The organism is Candidatus Polarisedimenticolaceae bacterium (assembly GCA_036275915.1).
Classification (GTDB): domain Bacteria; phylum Acidobacteriota; class Polarisedimenticolia; order Polarisedimenticolales; family DASRJG01; genus DASRJG01.
In genome coordinates this window covers 667,999-685,481 of the sequence record DASUCV010000004.1, presented here as the reverse complement: position 1 = coordinate 685,481, position 17,483 = coordinate 667,999, and the positions used below count along the sequence as shown (strand labels likewise).

General features: G+C 69.4%; 17 protein-coding genes. 3 read left to right on the top strand and 14 right to left on the bottom strand.

Annotation, left to right across the window (positions count from 1 at the left end; all coding sequences use genetic code 11):
• Position 1: 1 nt before the first annotated feature.
• The 6 genes from VFV19_05300 to kdsB are packed head-to-tail and all read right to left on the bottom strand — an operon-like array spanning position 2 to position 5,252.
• Positions 2-439 carry a LapA family protein gene (locus VFV19_05300; protein ID HEX4823704.1) on the bottom strand — a complete coding sequence of 146 codons (438 nt, stop codon included), beginning with the start codon at positions 437-439 and terminating at the stop codon, positions 2-4.
• A gap of 3 nt (positions 440-442) precedes the next feature.
• Positions 443-988, bottom strand: a complete 546-nt coding sequence (locus tag VFV19_05295) for an HAD family hydrolase (GenBank protein HEX4823703.1) — start codon at positions 986-988, stop codon at positions 443-445.
• 9 nt (positions 989-997) lie between these two features.
• Positions 998-1,954: a KpsF/GutQ family sugar-phosphate isomerase gene (locus VFV19_05290; protein HEX4823702.1), complete on the bottom strand. Its 957-nt coding sequence runs from the start codon at positions 1,952-1,954 to the stop codon at positions 998-1,000.
• A gap of 7 nt (positions 1,955-1,961) precedes the next feature.
• Positions 1,962-2,807: a 3-deoxy-8-phosphooctulonate synthase gene (gene kdsA / locus VFV19_05285; GenBank protein HEX4823701.1), complete on the bottom strand. Its 846-nt coding sequence runs from the start codon at positions 2,805-2,807 to the stop codon at positions 1,962-1,964.
• Positions 2,779-4,449: a CTP synthase gene (locus VFV19_05280; GenBank protein ID HEX4823700.1), complete on the bottom strand. Its 1,671-nt coding sequence runs from the start codon at positions 4,447-4,449 to the stop codon at positions 2,779-2,781. Before VFV19_05280 ends, kdsA begins: the two co-directional genes overlap by 29 nt.
• Entirely contained in the window at positions 4,446-5,252 is an 807-nt protein-coding gene (gene kdsB / locus VFV19_05275; GenBank protein ID HEX4823699.1) for a 3-deoxy-manno-octulosonate cytidylyltransferase, read from the bottom strand. Before kdsB ends, VFV19_05280 begins: the two co-directional genes overlap by 4 nt.
• A 138-nt stretch (positions 5,253-5,390) precedes the next feature.
• Here kdsB and pepT point away from each other — a divergent pair, with 138 nt between their 5' ends.
• Entirely contained in the window at positions 5,391-6,650 is a 1,260-nt protein-coding gene (gene pepT, locus VFV19_05270) for a peptidase T (protein ID HEX4823698.1), read from the top strand.
• Here pepT and VFV19_05265 read toward each other — a convergent pair.
• Positions 6,647-6,955: a hypothetical protein gene (locus VFV19_05265; protein ID HEX4823697.1), complete on the bottom strand. Its 309-nt coding sequence runs from the start codon at positions 6,953-6,955 to the stop codon at positions 6,647-6,649. The genes pepT and VFV19_05265 overlap by 4 nt on opposite strands.
• Positions 6,956-6,981: 26 nt before the next feature.
• Here VFV19_05265 and sthA point away from each other — a divergent pair, with 26 nt between their 5' ends.
• Positions 6,982-8,370: a Si-specific NAD(P)(+) transhydrogenase gene (gene sthA / locus VFV19_05260; protein ID HEX4823696.1), complete on the top strand. Its 1,389-nt coding sequence runs from the start codon at positions 6,982-6,984 to the stop codon at positions 8,368-8,370.
• Here the strand turns inward: sthA and VFV19_05255 are convergent.
• Genes VFV19_05255 through VFV19_05225 form a run of 7 tightly spaced genes read right to left on the bottom strand, consistent with a single transcriptional unit; the run spans position 8,367 to position 16,715 of the window.
• Positions 8,367-10,040, bottom strand: a complete 1,674-nt coding sequence (locus VFV19_05255; GenBank protein ID HEX4823695.1) for a DUF6178 family protein — start codon at positions 10,038-10,040, stop codon at positions 8,367-8,369. The two genes, sthA and VFV19_05255, sit on opposite strands and share 4 nt — an antisense overlap.
• Before the next feature lie 24 nt (positions 10,041-10,064).
• Positions 10,065-10,898, bottom strand: coding sequence for a hypothetical protein (locus VFV19_05250; protein ID HEX4823694.1), 834 nt, complete (start codon positions 10,896-10,898; stop codon positions 10,065-10,067).
• Positions 10,895-11,827: an ABC transporter ATP-binding protein gene (locus VFV19_05245; protein ID HEX4823693.1), complete on the bottom strand. Its 933-nt coding sequence runs from the start codon at positions 11,825-11,827 to the stop codon at positions 10,895-10,897. Before VFV19_05245 ends, VFV19_05250 begins: the two co-directional genes overlap by 4 nt.
• Positions 11,824-12,687 carry a hypothetical protein gene (locus tag VFV19_05240; protein ID HEX4823692.1) on the bottom strand — a complete coding sequence of 288 codons (864 nt, stop codon included), beginning with the start codon at positions 12,685-12,687 and terminating at the stop codon, positions 11,824-11,826. The genes VFV19_05245 and VFV19_05240 overlap by 4 nt, the downstream gene beginning before the upstream one ends.
• Positions 12,674-13,609 (bottom strand): ABC transporter ATP-binding protein, encoded by a 936-nt coding sequence (locus VFV19_05235; GenBank protein HEX4823691.1) that lies wholly within the window; start codon positions 13,607-13,609, stop codon positions 12,674-12,676. Before VFV19_05235 ends, VFV19_05240 begins: the two co-directional genes overlap by 14 nt.
• Complete coding sequence (locus VFV19_05230) at positions 13,606-16,176, bottom strand: FecR domain-containing protein (protein ID HEX4823690.1); 2,571 nt, start codon at positions 16,174-16,176, stop codon at positions 13,606-13,608. The genes VFV19_05235 and VFV19_05230 overlap by 4 nt, the downstream gene beginning before the upstream one ends.
• Positions 16,176-16,715: a sigma-70 family RNA polymerase sigma factor gene (locus VFV19_05225; GenBank protein HEX4823689.1), complete on the bottom strand. Its 540-nt coding sequence runs from the start codon at positions 16,713-16,715 to the stop codon at positions 16,176-16,178. The genes VFV19_05230 and VFV19_05225 overlap by 1 nt, the downstream gene beginning before the upstream one ends.
• Positions 16,716-16,803: 88 nt before the next feature.
• Between VFV19_05225 and VFV19_05220 the strand changes: the two genes are divergently transcribed.
• The gene (locus tag VFV19_05220; GenBank protein ID HEX4823688.1) at positions 16,804-17,442 is read left to right on the top strand and encodes a phenylalanine--tRNA ligase beta subunit-related protein; all 639 of its coding nucleotides are present in this window, start codon (positions 16,804-16,806) and stop codon (positions 17,440-17,442) included.
• Positions 17,443-17,483: the final 41 nt, after the last annotated feature.

Below are 17,483 nucleotides of genomic sequence, written 5' to 3'. Positions count from 1 at the left end.
ATCAGACGGCGCGGCCGCCCGTGTACGGGTCGTCGTCGTCGATCTCGTCATAAACGGGCGCGCTCGCAAGCTCGCTTCCCGTTTCGTCCTCCTCCCGCGGCGGCCCCGGCTCGCCGTGCTCGGCGTCGCCCGGGACGTCCGGTTCTCGTCGTCGTCCGGCAGGCTGCGTGCGGAGGAAGTTCAGCTCGGTCTCGAGACGCCGGAGCTCACGCGTGATCTGCCGGTTCTTCAACCGGATGTACGCGCCATCGGCGACCGCCAGGATGCCGACCCCGACGACTCCCGAGAGCATCGACAGGAACACAATCGCCCAGACGGGGACATCCTGGTAGGTCGTCTGCCAGAGGGTGACCGGCGCTCTCGTCTCGAGGTTCGTCATCGCGAACCCCCACAGCGTGAGGATCAACGCGAGGATGATCAGAATGAGGAGGATGCGCATCGGTCACTCCTTCCCGGCAAGGTAGGGCGCGGCGACCCGCTCCCAGCCTCCCTTCGCGCGCAGGATCAGCTCGATGACCTCGCGCACGATACCGCGGCCGCCCGAGGCCGTCCCGACGTGGTGGACGTGCTCGAGGATGCTGCGGTCGGCGTCGGCGGGGGCGACGGCGAGGCCGCAGCGGCGAAACGCCGGAACGTCGACGAGATCGTCGCCGACGAAGCAGATCTCGTCCGCGCCCAAACCGCGCCTCCGCGCGATCTCGACGAGGCAACCCCCTTTGGCCGCAACCTTCTGGTGGATCTCGACGAAGTCGAGCTCGCGCGCCCTGGCCTCGACTGCGGGCGACGACCTCCCGGAGACGACGCCGAAATCGAGGCCGCCCTGCTGGCCCATCCGGATCCCGAGGCCGTCTCGCGCGAAGTACGACCTCGCCTCGTTCCCGTCTGCGAAGACGATGATGCGCCCGTCCGTGAGGACGCCGTCCGCGTCCATCAGGACGAGCCGGACCTTGCGGGCCCGCTCGCGGATTTCGTCGGGTGTCGCAGCCATGGGGCGATCCTAGAACAGCTGCGTCCGCCAGAGGTCGTGGATCTGGACGACGCCTTCGAGGCGACGCCCGGGCCCGACGACCGCGAGCGACGTGATCTTGCGCTCTTCGAGGAGGCGCAGGGCCTCGCCCGCCAGCGCGTCGGGCGACACGACGACCGGTCCCTTCGTCATCGCGTCGGCCACGCGGCCCTCGAGCGGGCGCTCGTTCTTGAGCATGCGGCGCCTGAGGTCGCCGTCGGTGAGGATCCCGGCGAGGCTGCCGTCCGTCTCGACGACGCACGTCATCCCGAGTCCCTTCGCCGACATCTCGCGGACCGCCTCGGCCAGGCCGGCGGTCATGGGAACCCGGGGCAGCGCGTCGCCCGTGCGCATGAGCTCGCGGACCGTGAGCACCTTGCGGCCGAGCCGCCCCCCCGGGTGGGTGCGGGCGAAGTCGCCGGCCGTGAAGCCGCGCTTCTCGTAGCACGCGACGGCGAGCGCATCGCCCATCGCGAGCGCCGCGGTGGTCGAGGCCGTCGGCGCGAGGTCGAGCGCGCACGCCTCCCGCTCGACCGAGACGTCGAGATGGAGGTCCGCATACCGGGCGAGCGTCGAGCCCGGCCTCCCGGTGAGCGCCACGATCGGCACGCCGAGGCGCCGGACGAGCTCGAGGCAGCGCACGAGCTCTTCGGTCTCACCGGAGTTCGAGACGGCGAGCACGATGTCGCCCGGGACGAGCAGGCCGATGTCGCCGTGGAGCGCCTCGGCGGGATGGAGGAAGTACGCCGGCGTGTTCGTCGAGGAGAGAGTCGCGGCGATCTTCTGGCACACGATCCCGGACTTGCCCATCCCCGTGACGACGACGCGCCCCTTGCATGAGACGATGAGGTCGACCGCCGCGTCAAACGCGTCGTCGAGGCGGGCGGCGAGCGCGGCGACCGCCTCGGACTCGATCGTCAGGACCTGGCGTGCGGTCTCGCGCGACACGCGCGCATCATAACAGCGGCGTCGGATGCTTCCGCGCGGCGCCGTCCAGGGCGACGAGGCCGTCCAGGATCGCGGGGAACGACGCCAAAGGGATCTGGCTCGGCCCGTCGCAGAGCGCGTGCTCGGGATCGTCGTGAACCTCGAAGAAGAGCGCGTCGACGCCGACGGCGACGGCGGCGCGCGCGAGCGGGGCCGCGAACCCGCGCTCGCCTCCCGACGCGGCGCCCTGGCCGCCGGGAAGCTGCACGGAGTGCGTCGCGTCGAAGCAGACCGGAACGCCCTCACTCCTGAGGCGCGGCAGCGCGCGGAAATCGACGACGAGGTTGTTGTAGCCGAACGTGGCGCCGCGCTCGGTGATCATGACGTTGGCGTTCCCCGCCTCGCGCACCTTCGAAACCGCGTGCAGCGCGTCCCACGGTGCCAGGAACTGGCCTTTCTTGATGTTGACGGCGCGGCCGGTGCGTGCGGCCGCGACGAGCATGTCGGTCTGGCGGGAGAGCATCGCGGGAACCTGGAGGAGATCGACGACGCGCGCGACCTCCGCCGCCTGCTCCGGCGTGTGAAAGTCGGTCGTCACCGGAAGCCCGGTCTCGCGCTTGACCCGGTCGAGGATCCGAAGGCCCTCGGCGAGCCCCACCCCGCGAAAGGAGGAGGCGGACGTCCGGTTCGCCTTGTCGAACGACGATTTGTAGACGAGCGCGAGACCGCGCGCGCGCGCGATCTCCCCGAGCGCCGTCGCCATGCGCAGCGCATGGTCCTCGCTCTCGATCGAGTCGGGGCCCGCGATGAGCAGGAACGTTCCGTCCCCGCCGGCCGTGACGCCGTCAGCGATGCGGATTCGCGGTGACGGCATCCTGGTCCTGGAAGGCGAGCGTTCCGCGCCGCGCCTGCTTGTGACGGTACGCGGCGGCGACGAACTCACGGAACAGCGGATGCGGCGCCAGCGGGCGCGACTTGTACTCCGGATGGAACTGGCAGGCGAGGAACCACGGGTGCGCGGGGTACTCGACGATCTCGACGAACCGCTTGTCCGGCGAGAGGCCCGTGACGCGGAGGCCGGCCGCCTCGAGCTTCGACAGGAATTCCTGGTTGACCTCGTAGCGGTGCCGGTGCCGGTCGACGGCGACGTCCTCGCCGTACGCGCGCCGCGCGTTCGACCCCTCGGCGAGATTGGCCGTGTACGCTCCGAGCCGCATCGTGCCGCCCAACTCGTCGACGCCCAGGAGATCGCGGAGCTTGTAGATGACCTTGTAGGGCGTGGCCTCGTCGAACTCCGTCGAGTCGGCGCCCGGAAGGCCGGCCAGATGGCGCGCGCATTCGATGACCGCGCACTGGAGGCCGAGGCAGATCCCGAAGAACGGGATCTTCCGCTCGCGCGCGAACCGGATCGCCTCGATCATTCCGGCGATCCCGCGAATGCCGAAGCCGCCCGGCACGAGCACCCCGTCGACCCGCGTCAGCTCCTGCTCGAGCTTGCCGTCGACCATCTCCTCGGCCTCGATCCACCGCAGACGCACCTTGAGGCTCGACGCGACGCCGCCGTGCAGGAGCGCCTCGTTGAGCGACTTGTACGAGTCTTCGTAGCTCACGTACTTGCCGACGATGCCGATCGTCACCTCGTCGACCGGATGCTGGATCCGGTGCACGAGGTCTTCCCAGTCGCGGAGCGACTTCCGCCGGTAGGGGAGGTCCAGGAGCTTCATGACGATCTCGTCGATCCCTTCCGCCGAGAGCGCGAGCGGGACTTCGTAGATCGTCTCGACGTCGCGCGCCGTGATGACCGCGTCTTCCGAGATGTTGCAGAAGAGGGCGATTTTGCGCTTGACCTCCTGCGGGATCGGCCGGTCGCACCGGCACAGCAGGATGTCGGGCTGGATGCCGATCGCCCGGAGCTCGCGGACCGAGTGCTGGGTGGGCTTCGTCTTCAGCTCGCCGGAGGTGCCGATCCACGGCACGAGGGTGAGGTGGACGAACGCGGCGTTGTTCCTCCCGACGTCGAGACGGAACTGGCGGATCGCCTCGAGGAACGGCAGCGACTCGATGTCGCCGACCGTGCCGCCGATCTCGACGATCTGGACGTCGACGTCTTCCGAGACGCGGAGGATCGACTCCTTGATCTCGTCGGTGATGTGCGGGATGACCTGAACGGTCGCGCCGAGGTAATCGCCGCGACGCTCCTTCTCGATGACGCTCTGGTAGATCTTGCCGGTCGTGAAGTTCGTGTTCCTCGTTGCGGTCATCGAGGTGAATCGCTCGTAGTGCCCGAGGTCGAGATCGGTCTCGGTGCCGTCGTCGGTGACGAAGACCTCGCCGTGCTGGAACGGGCTCATCGTGCCCGGGTCGACGTTGATGTACGGGTCGAGCTTCTGCAGCGTGACCTTGAATCCGCGACCCTCGAGGATGCGGCCGATCGACGCCGCGGCGAGCCCCTTCCCGAGGGAGGAGACGACGCCTCCTGTGACGAAGATGTACTTGGGCGTGCGCTTCGGCTTCATCGAGTCATCTCCTGACGGGTGGTCGACATGAGGTGGGCCGCGGCCCGCGCGAGGTCGTCGGGGGTGTCCACGGCGATCGAGCGGAAATCCGACTCCAGGACCCGGATCGTGATCCCGGCCTGGAGGGCGCGCAGCTGCTCGAGGCCTTCGTCGATCTCGAGCGGTGAAGGGGCCATTCCGGTGAGGGCGAGGAGAACGTCTCGCCGGTACGCGTAGAGACCCTGATGCTTCCAGTACCCGGCGATGCCGCCCGGGCGTGAGGCGAGGACCGAGCGGAAATCGGCCTCGAGCACGGTGGAGGACCCGCGGTGGTACGGGATCGGCGCGCGCGAGAAGTACAGCGCGCGCCCGTCGGCGGCGCAGACGACCTTGACGGTCCCCGGATCGAAGAGCGCGTCGGCGGACGGGAGCGGCTCGGCGAGGGTCGCCATGCCCAGCTCGGGGCGATCGTCGAACGCGCCCACGAGACGATCGAGCGCGGTCGCCGTCACGAGCGGCTCGTCGCCCTGGATGTTGACGACGAGGTCGAAGTCCGGGCCGATGCGTTCGACGACCTCGGCGACGCGGTCGGTGCCGGACGCGTGGGCGGGGGAGGTCATGAGCGCCTCGGCGCCGAGGTTGCGGCACGCGTCCGCGATGCGGCGGTCTTCGGTGGCGACGACGACCCGCTCGATCCGCTTCGCCGCGCGGGTCGCGGCCCACACGGCGGAGAGCATCGTGCCGTGTCCGAGGGGAGCGAGGGGCTTTCCGGGAAACCGGGTCGAGGCGTAGCGGGCTGGGATGACGCCCAGGACACGCAGCATCGGCACTCCGCGTGTCGCCCGGCGAACAACCGACCGTGGCGACGTCGCATCCTAGCAAACGGAGGCTGAAGGAACAAGACGGTCTTGCGAGCGGACGCCGGATGCGAGTAGCCTCGCGATCTTCCTCGAGGTGATTCCATGGTGACGACCGACACGAGCCTTCGCGAGGCGTGCCTCAAACGCTTCCTCCACTACGTGACCTTCGACACGCAGTCCGACGAGAACTCCGAGAGCTATCCGTCGACTGCGAAGCAGCTCGACCTGCTGCGGCACCTCGTCGACGAGCTCAAGGCGATCGGCATCAAGGACGCGGCGATCGACGCGCACGGCTACGTTTTCGGGACGATCCCCGCGACGTCGAAGAAGAAGGACGTGCCGGTCGTCGGGTTCATCGCGCACGTCGACACGAGCCCCGAGATGCCCGGCGCGGGCGTCAAGCCGATCGTCCACCGGAACTATCGCGGCAACGATCTCACACTGCCGGACGATCCGGCGGCGGTGATCACGTTCAAGGACAACCCGGCGCTCGCCGACCAGATCGGCTGCGACGTCGTGACGGCGTCGGGAACGACCCTCCTCGGGGCGGACAACAAGGCCGGCGTCGCGGAGGTCGTGACGGCGGCAGACTACCTGATGCGTCATCCCGAGATCCCTCACGGCACGATCCGGGTCGGCTTCACCCCGGACGAGGAGGTCGGGAACGGCACGAAGTACTTCGACGTCGCGAAGTTCGGCGCGGCCTGCGCCTACACGATGGACGGCGAGACGCGGGGCGAGATCGAGATGGAGACGTTCTCCGCCGACGCGATGACGATCACCTTCCAGGGGTTCAACACGCACCCCGGCTATGCGAAGGGCAAGATGGTCAACGCCATCAAGGTCGCCGCGGATTTCATCGGACGGCTGCCGAAGGATGGCTTGAGCCCGGAGAAGACCGATGGGTACGAAGGCTACGTCCACCCGTACGTCATGACCCCGTCCGTCGACAAGACCTCGGTCAAGCTCCTGATCCGCGACTTCAAGGACGCGGGGCTCGGCGAGAAGGAGGCGTGGCTCGAGAAGCTCGCGAAGGAGACGGTCCGCGACTGGCCTGGGTCTACGGTCGAGTGCAAGGTCGAAGAGTCGTACCGGAACATGAAGTCGGTCCTCGATCAGCACCCGCAGGTCGTCGAGAACGCGCGCGAGGCGATCCGACGGACCGGTCTCGCGCTCCGCGAGCATCCCATCCGCGGGGGCACCGACGGCTCGAAGCTGTGCTTCATGGGGCTGCCGACCCCGAACATCTTCGCCGGCGAGCACAACTTCCACTCGCGGCTCGAGTGGGTTTCGGCGCAGGACATGGAGCTCGCGACCCGGGTCATCGTCGAGCTCGCGAAGGTGTGGGAGGAGCGGGCCTAGCCTTCGCCCCGCCGGACCTTCGCGACCGCGGACTCCATCCGCGACTCGATACGGCCGCGGTCGATCCCGTACGCCTCTTCGATCTTCGCGGTCCCCTCCGGATCGCCTCGCGCGCCGGCGATGTTCTTCCGGTGAAGGATCTCCATCTCCGCGAGCTTCGCCTTCGCGTCGCGGCGGATCTCGGCGATGCGCTCCTTCTGGGCGTTCGTGAGCGGGGCGTCTTCCTCGACCCCTTCCTCCCGGTCCTTCGCCTTGAGGCGCTCCATCGCCAGCTCGTACGCGGACTTCAGCGGTGAATCGGCCATACCCCCCATTGTAGTAGGCTTCGCCGATGCCGTACGACTTCGACCTGATCTGCATCGGAAGCGGGCCCGCCGGGCAGCGTGCCGCGATTCAGGCGGCCAAGCTCGGGAAGCGCGCGGCGGTCGTCGAGAAGCGCCGCGAGGTCGGCGGCGTCTGCATCGACACCGGGACGATCCCGAGCAAAACGCTCAGGGAGGCGGTGATCGGAATCGTGCACGAGTCGCGCGGTCCTTTCGCCGAGCGGAACGGGATCCGCGACCAATCGCCGATCACGGCCGAACGGCTGCTCCGCCGCGTCGACGAGACGGTCCGGCGCGAGCAGGAGGTCGTCGAGGACCAGCTCTGCCGCAACGGCGTCACGATCCTCTCCGGGCAGGGCCGCTTCGTCGACGCGCACACGATCGGCGTCAATCGCGAGCGCACGGAGCAGACCTACACGACCGAGTTCGCGCTCGTCGCCGTCGGCACGAATCCCGCCGTCCCGCCGGGGGTCACCGTCGACGGCGAGGTCGTCATGACGAGCGACGACGTCATCAAGCTCAAGACGATCCCGAAGTCGATGGCGGTGATCGGCGGGGGGGTCATCGGCATCGAGTACGCGTCGATGTTCGGCCAGCTCGGGATCGACGTCACCGTGATCGAGCGGCGCGACCGGCCGCTCGAGTTCGTCGACAACGAGATCGTCGTCGAGCTGGCGCACCAGCTCCGCGATCGCGGGGTGAGCTTCCGGCTCGGAGAGACGGTCGCCAGCGTGACGGTGGAGGGCCGGCGGGCCGTCATCCAGCTCGAGTCCGGAAAGCGGGTCGCCGTCGACATCGCGCTCTACTCCGCCGGGCGCGCCGCCGCGACCGAGGGCCTCGGTCTCGAGGCGATCGGTGTCACGGTGGGCGAGCGAGGCAAGATCATCGTCGATGCCGCGTTCCGGACCGTGGTGCCGAACGTCTTCGCGGCCGGCGACGTCATCGGCGCGCCGTCGCTCGCGGCGACCTCAGCCGAGCAGGGCCGTCTTGCGGCCCGGGCGGCGTTCGGCGTCTCGACCGGGCCGATGCCGTCGCACTTCCCTTATGGGATTTACTCGATCCCGGAGATCTCGATGGTCGGGCCGACCGAGCGCGAGCTCACCGCGGCGAAGGTGCCCTACGAGACCGGCGTCGCGCGGTACCGCGAAATCGCGCGCGGGCAGATCCTGGGCGACGACAGCGGCTACTTCAAGATGCTCTTCCACGCGGAGACGCGCGCGCTCCTCGGCGTGCACGTCATGGGCACCTACGCGACGGAGCTCGTCCACATCGGTCAGGCCGTGCTGGCCTTGGGCGGCGGGCTCGATTACTTCCTCGAGACCGTCTTCAACTACCCGACCCTCGCCGAGTGCTACAAGGTGGCCGCGCTCAACGCGGCGAACAAGCTCCAGTCCTAGGCGAGCCTCAAGGACCCCACGACGCGCGGCGTCACCGGCAGGCCGGGGTCCAGGTTCGCACAGTCCGCGGCGAGGCGATCGAGCGCGGTCGTCCCGAAGGCACGGAGGGCGGCCGCGGCGCGGCGTGAAAGGCTCGACTCGGCCGCCAGCACGCCGACCAGGCGGTCCATCGATCTCGAAGGCGCTTCGGGGTCCGCGGTTCGCCGGGACGCGACGATCCGCAGGAAATCGGCAACCGCATCCTGGGGCAGCCGGTCGACCCTGACGGCGCCGCGCACCGCGTGCCACGCGAGCGCGGTGAGGAGCAGGGTCGAGAAGCGCGGGAGGTCCTCGAAGGGACGCCTCTCCTCGGCGGCGAGCCTGCGAGCGTCGGTGCCGCGCCGCGCCAGGAGCGCCTGGACCAGGGTCTCGCAGAGCTCGAGCGTCACCTTCGTCTCCTCGATCTCGGCGACCGTGCGGAAATCGCGCGCCGGCTCGTCGCCCTCGGCGACGAACTGGGGCCTCGGGGCGCAAAGAGCCCGGACGCGCGCCAGGAGCGGTGCGTCGAGGAGAGCGTCGCTCCCGAGCGCGGCGACGAGCGCACGCGCGCGGGCCGCGAGCGATGCGGCTTCGGCGTAGCCTTCGCGAAACAGCTCGATCGGCGACGTCGTCCGGAGCACCGCGGCGGCGGGCGCCGGCTCGCGCGCGCCGCGCCGCTCGAGTCCGATGCCGACGTAGGCGCCGGCGCGAAGGAGCACGGCGCGCTGCGCGTCGAGCGAGCCCGGGTCCGCCCCGTCCGCGACGAGCACGCGGTGCGCGACGTTCGTCAACCCTTCCAGCACCCGCTCGCGCTCGCCGGGCGTCAGGAGGTCGATCGCGGCGACCACGGCGTTATCCCGCCGCAACGACCGGAGCGCGGCCCTCGGCGCCGCCGCCTCGCGCTCGCCGGACGCCGCCTCCGCCGTGGTCCTCGCCACCGGCGCGGCGTAGACGGAGAGCGCCTCCTCGAACGGCGGGTAGCCGTGCTCCTCGAGGCGTGAGTTGCGCCAGCGCAGCGCCTCCTCCTCGACCTCCGACGGAAGCTCGAACAGGGCCGAGCGGACGATGCCGAGATAGCGAGCCTGGTCGTCGAGGAAGAGGATTTCGGCGAGCCGCCGGCCGGCCGGCGCATGCTCCGTGTGCTCGGGCGCGAAGAGATGGCTGCCGTCGGGCGCCACGAACCCGCGCTCGTCACCGGCTTCCGTCACCCCGTGGCCGCGTGTCGGCTCCTCGTGGTCGATCTCGAGCGGCCGCACATGGAGCCAGCCGTGGAAGAGCAGGATCAGCGTCTCGTCGTCGGCCGACCGAGCGAACCGCCGGAGCGTCGCCTCCCCGGATTCGGCGAGCAGGGCGACCCACGCGCCGAACCGCGTCGGGTCGATGCGGTCCCCGCGCCAGCCCTCGAGATCGAGCAGATGGGCGATCTGCGGAGACGAGGCCAGCGCGAGGAGGGGGAGCGCGTCCTGCGGTCCGATCTCGCGGACCGTCAGGTGGAAATCGGCGTCGGGAAGCGTTCGGACCAGAGCCATCGGCTTCGGCGCGTCGAGGAGGAGCTTGAGGCGCTCTTCCGGCGAGGCGAGGCGAAGCACGGTCTCGGCCTGCTCGCGGAGCGAAAGGGTCGTTTCGTTCTTGTGCGGATCGTCGCCCAGCATGCCGGGGATCGTAGCAAGGGCGCGCTACTCGATGCCGTAGAGGACCTCGAGGCGGCGTGCCTTCGCGGCTGCGAGGGCGACGAGGACTGCGGCGAGCGCCAGGAGGCCGGGGATCGCGACCCAGGGAGAGGCCGGGTCGGCGAGGATCGCGATCCCGGAGTCGGGCGGGACCGAGACCGGGCACAACGATTCCAGGTAGTGGATCAGGCTGAGCGACTTGAGCACCGGCGGCAGGAAGATGTTGATCAGCTCCCACCCGAGGAAGAGGAGCGCGGGGAAGATCGGATTCCGGAAGTACACGCCGGCGGCGAGGAACGCGGCGCCGTAGCCGATGCACGCGAGCGTCGTCACGAGGAGGTAGGCGCCGAGCTCGGCGAGGCCGTGCCCGGACGTCGCACGGTCGATCAGCGCCGCCGGGCCGTGCCCTCCGTACCAGAGCAGCCAGGTGGCGAGCGTGGTCCCGTTGAAGAGAAAGAGAGCAGCGGCGAGCCCCGACAAGTACTTGGCGATCGTCAGCGTCCGTCGGGTGAGCGGCGCGAGCAGGTAGTAATGGAGCGATCGGTCGAGGATGTCCCCGCGGAAGAGCGGTACGAAGACCGCGACGCACCCGAAATAAACGACGAAGCGCAGGATGAGCGTGCGGAAGAGCACCGCGTACTCCACCTGGTCCTGCGCGATGCTGTGCTCCATCATGTGAAGGAAGAGGATCGCCAGCATGCGCATGCCGGTGAGCCCCAGAGGAATGAGCGCCAAGAGGTACACGAGGATCGAGCGTCGGCCGAGGAACCGCTTGCGCAGCTCGAGGGCCTGGACGGCCATGATCTGGCGCAGGACGAGCGAGCGCGTCTCGGCGGTCACGACGGGGGACCCTCCTGCTCGATGAGGTACTTGTAGACCGCCTGGACATCCTCGTCGGCGGGCATGACCGCCTCGAGGTCGAGCTCGTGCTCGAGCACGAGGCGGTTCAGGAGCAGATAGAACTTGTCGGCGTCCCTCGTGTGGACGAGGAGCCCTCGGCGGTCGTCGTGGATCTTGATCTCGACCGCGCTGTCGAGCTCGAAGATCCGCGACGCGACGAGCGCCGGACGATCGCATCGCACGAGGACCTGCGCCGGGTGCTGCTCGATCTCGTCGCGGACGCCGGCGATCTTCCCTTCGGCGACGACGTATCCGTGATGGACGAGGATGACGCGGTCGGAGAGGAGATCGACCTCGTGGAGGATGTGACTCGAAAGGAGGACGAACCGCCCCTCGTCGGCGAGCTGCCGGAAGAGGGCGATCGTCTCGGCGCGCGCCATCGGGTCGAGGCCGTTGAGCGGCTCGTCGAGCACGATGACCTTCGGGTCGTGCGCGATCGACTGCGCGAGGCGGATCCGCTGCCGCATCCCCTTGCTGTACCCCGCGACGCGGCGTCCCGCGGCCTCGGTCAGGCCGACCCGCGCGATCGCGCGCGCGGCCAGCTCGCGGCAGCGTGATTCGGGCAGGCCGTGCAGGCGAAGGGTGGCGTGGACGAACTCGTAGCCGGTGAGCCCCGGAGGGAAGGCGTCGTACTGCGTGCAGTAGCCGACGAGTCGACCGAGGAGCTCCGGCCGGTCCGGGGGGACGCCGAGGATCGAGAGTGTGCCCTGGGTCGGACGCAAGAGGCCCGCGATCAGGTTCATGAGCGTCGTCTTTCCCGAGCCGTTCGGCCCGACGAGGCTCGTGATCCCGGGTCCGACCGTGAGCGTCACGCGATTCACGCCGAGGACCTCGCCGTAGAACTTCGAGACGTTGTCGAGGACGATCACCGCACGACCTCGAAGGCGCGGAGCCGGCGCGCGACGATCGCGACCGAGAGGCCGCACAGGAGGACGAGCGCCGCCCACGCGACCGCCGGGGGGAGCTGAGCATGCAGCGGCACGCGGTAGAGCCCTTCCCAGACCGTGTGCATGAGCTCGGGGATGTTGAAGACGAACCCGAGGCGCGTGCCGAACATGACGTTGATCGCCTGACCGGCGACGCTTCCGAAGATGACCGCACCCAGGAGGAACGTCTGGGCAACGACCTTGCGCTTGGCGACCGAAGAGGTCGCGAGCGCGAGCAGGGTGATCGTGGCGATCCAGATCCACGCGCCGAGCACGATTGCGATCCCGACGTGGAGATGATCGGCCAGCCATCCCCACCCTTCGAGCCAGCTCTGGAACAGGAAGAGCAGCAGGCCGGGGATCCAGGTGATCGACGAGAGGAGGACGATGAGCGCACCCATCTTGCCGAGCGCGTAGGAGCGGCGGGTCAGAGGCCGTCCGAGAAAGAGGGGCAGGGCGCCGTTGGCGAGATCCGGCGAGACGAGGCCGGGACCGACGAGGAGGGTCATGATCCCTCCGAAGAAGAAGCACTGCACTCCCATGAAGGTGGCGAACGCGGGAGCTTCGACGGGTGCCAGCCGGAGCGCATCGAGCTGGAGCGCGGCAAGCGCGCTCAGATTGTGGTGCAGGTAGACCCAGCCGAAGAGGACGAGCGGATACCCGAAGCACAGCGTGTAGAACGCGACGAACAGGCGCGAGCGGAAGACCTGGCCCCACGCGTAGCGTGGCAGGACGCGCCAGCGTGTCGCGAGCGGGGTGAGCGGGCCCTCGTAGCCGCGGTAGCGTCTGTCATAGACGGCCAAGGGACCCCTCCATCGCTTTCAAGAAGATGTCCTGCAAGGAATCCCGCTTGTAGTCGAGCTTGCGGATCTGGAGCTGCTGCGCCGCGGCGAGCTTGTAAAGGTCGCGCACCGCGACCGACTCCGGGAGCACCATCCTGAGCCGGCCCGGCGACACGAGCGCGCACGTGCATCCCAGCGCCTCGGCGGCGGCGGCGAAGGCGCGCTCGTCGCCGCGCGTCTCGACCTGGAGGAACTTCCGGTTCGCCTTCCGCTCCTCTTCGAGGTCGCCGTGGAACGCGATCGCGCCGTCCTTGAGCACGAGCACTTCGTCGCAGCATTCCTCGACGTCGCGCAGGAGGTGCGACGAGAGGACGATCTGCGCCTGGCCCGAATCGCGGATCTCCTTGACGAGGCGGATCATCCGCGCGCGCGCCGGCGGATCGAGGCCGTTCGTCGGCTCGTCCAGGAAGAGGATCTTCGGCGCGTGGACGATCGCCTGCGCGAGCTTGGCCATCTGCTTCATGCCGAGCGAGAACCCCTCGAGGGTCCTGTAGCGCGCCTCGCCGAGCCCGACATACTGCAGCGTCTCGTGCGCCCGCTCGAGCGCGGCACCCGGCGGGAGCCCGGACAGCTCGGCCATCATCCGGACGAACCGGACGGCGGTGATCCCCGCGATGAAGGCGTCGCTCTCCGGCATGTAGCCGACGATGCCCTTGAGCGCCATCGCCTCCCGGACGACGTCCTTGCCGTGCATCCGGGCGCCGCCGGAGGCGGGAGCGTGAAATCCGAGCAGGGTGTGGAGGAGGGTCGTCTTCCCGGCGCCGTTCGGGCCCAGAAGTCCGATCGCCCGCCCGGACATCGTGGCGGTAAGATCGTGCAGGATCGGACGTGCGCCGAAGCGCACGCCCAATCCCTGGAGCTCGATGGCGCCGGGTCCCGTCACGGGGTCCGGTCCGCCTTGGCCCGTTCCGCGAGGCGGCCGAGCATCTGCAGCTCGTTCGCCGACATGATCGACCCGAGGAGCGAACCGATGCCGGCCTCGCCGCGCGAGCCGACCACGATGCGCTGCGGCTCGGCGTAAGCGGTGACGAGACGCGGCCGGCTCTCGCCCGCCATCGCCTCGAGGCGCCGCGCCTCTTCGGAGTCGACGATCGCGGAGAACTGACCCGCGAGCTGCCCGACGACCGGGCCGAGCTTCTGCCAGACTGCGGCCGAGACGTTGACCTCGCCGTCCGTGGGCAGGAGCGCCTGGAATTCCTTCGAGCGCGTGAGCGTGTACCCGTTCTGCCGCTGCTCGATCGCGTGGTCGATCATCACCTGGCTCGGCGCCGCGACGAGATAGCCATCGACGAACGTGTAACGCATCGGCGTGTTGCTCCCTCCGTTCCCGGTGTAACGCACGACCCAATCGGTTCGGTTCCCGGCTTGAACCGGCTCGACGACGATTCGTCCCTCGTGTCCCGACGCGGCGAGCTGATCGTTCGCCTTGGCCACCAGGGCGTCGAACGCCCGGCGGAACGCTTCCGTGTCGTAGACCTCGATGGCCAGCTTCCACGAGGGAACCGGGAGGACGGGACCGTCGAGCGCGAAGACGACGTCGCCGCCGAGGGTCCGTGCGAGATCCTCGAAGAGGGCGACGTTCCCGTCGTCCTTGACCATCACGCCGGGTCCGACCCAGGTGAGGGCTTCGGACAGCAGCAGCTCGGGCCGGCGCATCACCGCCGCGGCCATGAACGAGGCGTCGGGAGAGACGAATTCGGCCGCGCCGAGGGGCGCGGGCGACGCGAGCCACCCGGCGATCCCGCGCCGCGGCTGATCGAACGAGATCTCGGCGCGGTGCTCGGCGCCGCCCGGCTCCTCGGTCCTCTTGAAGACGACGTACTCGGCGTCGAGGAGGCCCGTCCGCTCGAGCCCCTCGGCGTGGCCGCCATGCGCCTCGGCCTCTTGCATCACGCGGCCGAGCATCGTCTTGAGGTCGGCGGCGAAGAGCCACGAGGCTCCTTCGGCATATGCGGCCTGGAGCTTCTCGTGGAGAGGGGCGACGGCCCACGGGCCGCCGGCGACCGCGGCCGCCGCGTGCTCCTTGCACTCGAGGCGCATGAGATTGCCGTCGAACGTCAGCGACGCCTTGTCGGCGATCTCCTGGCCGTCGGGAGCCGACCGGAGGTCCTTCGCGATCAGCCTCCGGAGCGCCTCCGGGTCCTTCACGACGGACGTCACGATCGGTCCGCGGACGTGACCGGCGGCGTCCATCGACAGCGACACGACGATCTCGTCGCCGAGCTGATGGCCGTACGCCTGAATGCGCTCGAACGTCTCGTCCATCTCCTTCTGCTGCTCGGGCCCGCGCATGTGCTCGTTCCACCACGCCTGGAGCGCCTCGCTCTGGGCGATGTGCTCCTCGAAGACCCGCTTCGACTCGACGAGGGCGTCGGTGACGTTCGGGATCGCCGCGTACAGGACAGTGCCGTCGGGCATCTTGTCGAGCAGCTCCGAGCGATACCGCATCGCCGGGTTGGGAACCCGGGCGTCGAGGTCCTTGCGCAGGGATGCCAGCTCGCGGAGGAGCTGGTCGTACCGCTCGGCGTCCTTGCTCCAGGCGATCTCGTCCTGGACGGAGACCGCCGCGAGCGCGTCGGTCGTCGTGACCTGGTCGCCCGGCTTCAGGAGGCTCTCGCGCCCGTCGGCGGCGACGCGCACGGCGCCCTCGACGACGGAGACACGCGATCCGCGCGTGCCGTGGTTCACCGAGAAGATCGTGCCCTTGACCGCGACGAGGCAATCGTCGGTGCGGACGTCCAGGTGTCCCGAGCCCTGAGGCGAGGCCTCGACGATGATCGCGCCGGCGCCCAGGCGGACGGTGCTCCCATCGCGCCCCCGGTCGACGGCCAGCTCGGTGCGGTCGCGCATCTCGATGCGCGAGCCGTCGTCCATCATGACGAGCGCTCCCGAGTCCTTCGCCGTCCGCACCGCTTCCTTCGCCGAGACGGTCATCCCGGGCCGCAGGGCGACGAGGTCGCCGGCGCGGACCTGGAACAGATTGCCGTCGATGCGCATGACCTTCAGGTGCGGATCGGCGCCGAGCGCGGGCAAGACCCGCCACGCCGTGTACGCGCCGACGATCGCCACCGCCGCCACCGCCGCGGCGGCGAGGAGACGCGTGCGCGACGTCCGTCGGGGGACATCCGCCGCCGATCTCGCGTACGCCGCCGGCTGCCGCGCGATGAGGAGCGCGCGACGGCACGGGATGCACTCGCGGCTGTGGTCTTCGAGGAGGAGCGCGGTCTCGCGGGGCAGCTTCCCGCCGAGGTAAGCGGGGATCAGCGCCTGGAATCCGGCGCAGCTCTCGATGTGAACGGTGGTCTCGGCGGCGGGAGCCGCGCCTTCGAGACCGAGGCGCGTGCGCACGCGCGCCGCCGCGCCGTCGATCTCGTCCCGCGAAGGCGTCGTCGTCCGGATCGTGTCGACGATCTCGTCCAAGGACGGCCTGGTATCGTCGTGTCGGCTCATCACAGATCTCCCTTGAGTTCTTTCTGGAGCTTGGCGCGGGTCCGGTGGAGCGTGACCGCCACGGTGCTCCAAGACGTGCGGAGCATGCGGGCGATCTCTCGATTCCCGTACCCGTCGAAATAACGAAGGACGAAGATCTCCGCGGCTCGCGGTGAGAGCGCAGCGAGCGCCTCCCTCACCTTTGCTTGCAGCTCGTCGCCCCGGCTTTGGGCTTCCGGAGAGGGGGCGGCATCGGAGAAGCGGTCCGCATCGTCGATCGATTCCGATCGTGCGGCGCGCCGCCGCCGGATCAGATCGAGCGACGCGTTCGTCGCGGCCCGGTGGAAATAGCTCGCGGCTTCATCGGCGCGGATGGGAGCGTCTTCCCGCCGCACGATCCGGAGGAAGACGGTCTGAAGGACGTCTTCGGCATCTTCGGCGCGACCGGTGATCCGTCGCGCGACCCGGTAGACGCGCTCGTGGTGGGCCTCGAAGAGCGCGGCCGCCGCGGCGTGGGCGGCTCCGTCGGTCTCGGGGCGGGGTCGGGTCAAGGCGTGCACGGCCTCCTCCTTCGTCGTGTCGTCATCCTTCACAACGCACCCACCGGGCCGGCCATTAACCGGATTCGACCTGACCTATCCTAAGTCCATGCCCGAATTGACGATCGCCCCCGACATCCGGCAGCTGGTCTCGGCCGCGGTTGTCGCGGCGGAGGGGCTCCGCATCGGCGCCGCGGGGCCGAACCTGACGGCGGAGATCGACGCTCTGGCGGCCTCCCTGCGGGCCGCGTACTCAGGCAAGAGTCCCGGGGAGATTCCCGGCCTCTCGGCGGCGCGCACGCTGTACCGTGCGTTCGGCCTCGATCCGACGTCGACGAGGCCCTCGTCGGAAGCGCTCGTGCGCAGGGTTCTCCAGGGGAAGCCGTTCCCGGCGGTGAACGCCGCGGTGGACGTCGCCAACCTCTGCTCCGCCACCTTCCTGTTGCCGATCGGACTCTACGACGCGGCGAAGATCGACGGTCCCGTCATCCTCCGCCGCGGGGCGCCCGGCGAGTCGTACCCCGGCATCCGGAAGGATGATGTCCACCTCGATGGCCGGCCCGTGCTCTCGGACCGTGTCGGGCCGTTCGGCAACCCGAGCTCCGACTCAGCGCGTACCGCGGTCGACGCGGCGACGGTGTCGCTCTTGATGGTCGTCTTCGCGCCTGCCGGCTACGACCCCGCAGCGCTTATAAGTCATGAAGTTTTCGCGCAAAATGCGATCGATCGTCACCTGCGCCGTGCTTGACAGCCTGCAGTCGCTCCCGTAACGTGTGGGCAGGTCCTGGC

What these genes read in the sequence shown, in the direction of transcription:
- kdsB (HEX4823699.1), bottom strand. Translation starts at nt 5,252, where the DNA reads ATGCTGCGTGTCCTGGGCGTCATCCCAGCCCGCTACGCCTCGACCCGG.
- pepT (HEX4823698.1), top strand. Translation starts at nt 5,391, where the DNA reads ATGGTGACGACCGACACGAGCCTTCGCGAGGCGTGCCTCAAACGCTTC.
- VFV19_05265 (HEX4823697.1), bottom strand. Translation starts at nt 6,955, where the DNA reads ATGGCCGATTCACCGCTGAAGTCCGCGTACGAGCTGGCGATGGAGCGC.
- VFV19_05220 (HEX4823688.1), top strand. Translation starts at nt 16,804, where the DNA reads ATGCCCGAATTGACGATCGCCCCCGACATCCGGCAGCTGGTCTCGGCC.
- VFV19_05280 (HEX4823700.1), bottom strand. Translation starts at nt 4,449, where the DNA reads ATGAAGCCGAAGCGCACGCCCAAGTACATCTTCGTCACAGGAGGCGTC.
- VFV19_05300 (HEX4823704.1), bottom strand. Translation starts at nt 439, where the DNA reads ATGCGCATCCTCCTCATTCTGATCATCCTCGCGTTGATCCTCACGCTG.
- kdsA (HEX4823701.1), bottom strand. Translation starts at nt 2,807, where the DNA reads ATGCCGTCACCGCGAATCCGCATCGCTGACGGCGTCACGGCCGGCGGG.
- VFV19_05295 (HEX4823703.1), bottom strand. Translation starts at nt 988, where the DNA reads ATGGCTGCGACACCCGACGAAATCCGCGAGCGGGCCCGCAAGGTCCGG.
- sthA (HEX4823696.1), top strand. Translation starts at nt 6,982, where the DNA reads ATGCCGTACGACTTCGACCTGATCTGCATCGGAAGCGGGCCCGCCGGG.
- VFV19_05255 (HEX4823695.1), bottom strand. Translation starts at nt 10,040, where the DNA reads ATGCTGGGCGACGATCCGCACAAGAACGAAACGACCCTTTCGCTCCGC.
- VFV19_05230 (HEX4823690.1), bottom strand. Translation starts at nt 16,176, where the DNA reads ATGAGCCGACACGACGATACCAGGCCGTCCTTGGACGAGATCGTCGAC.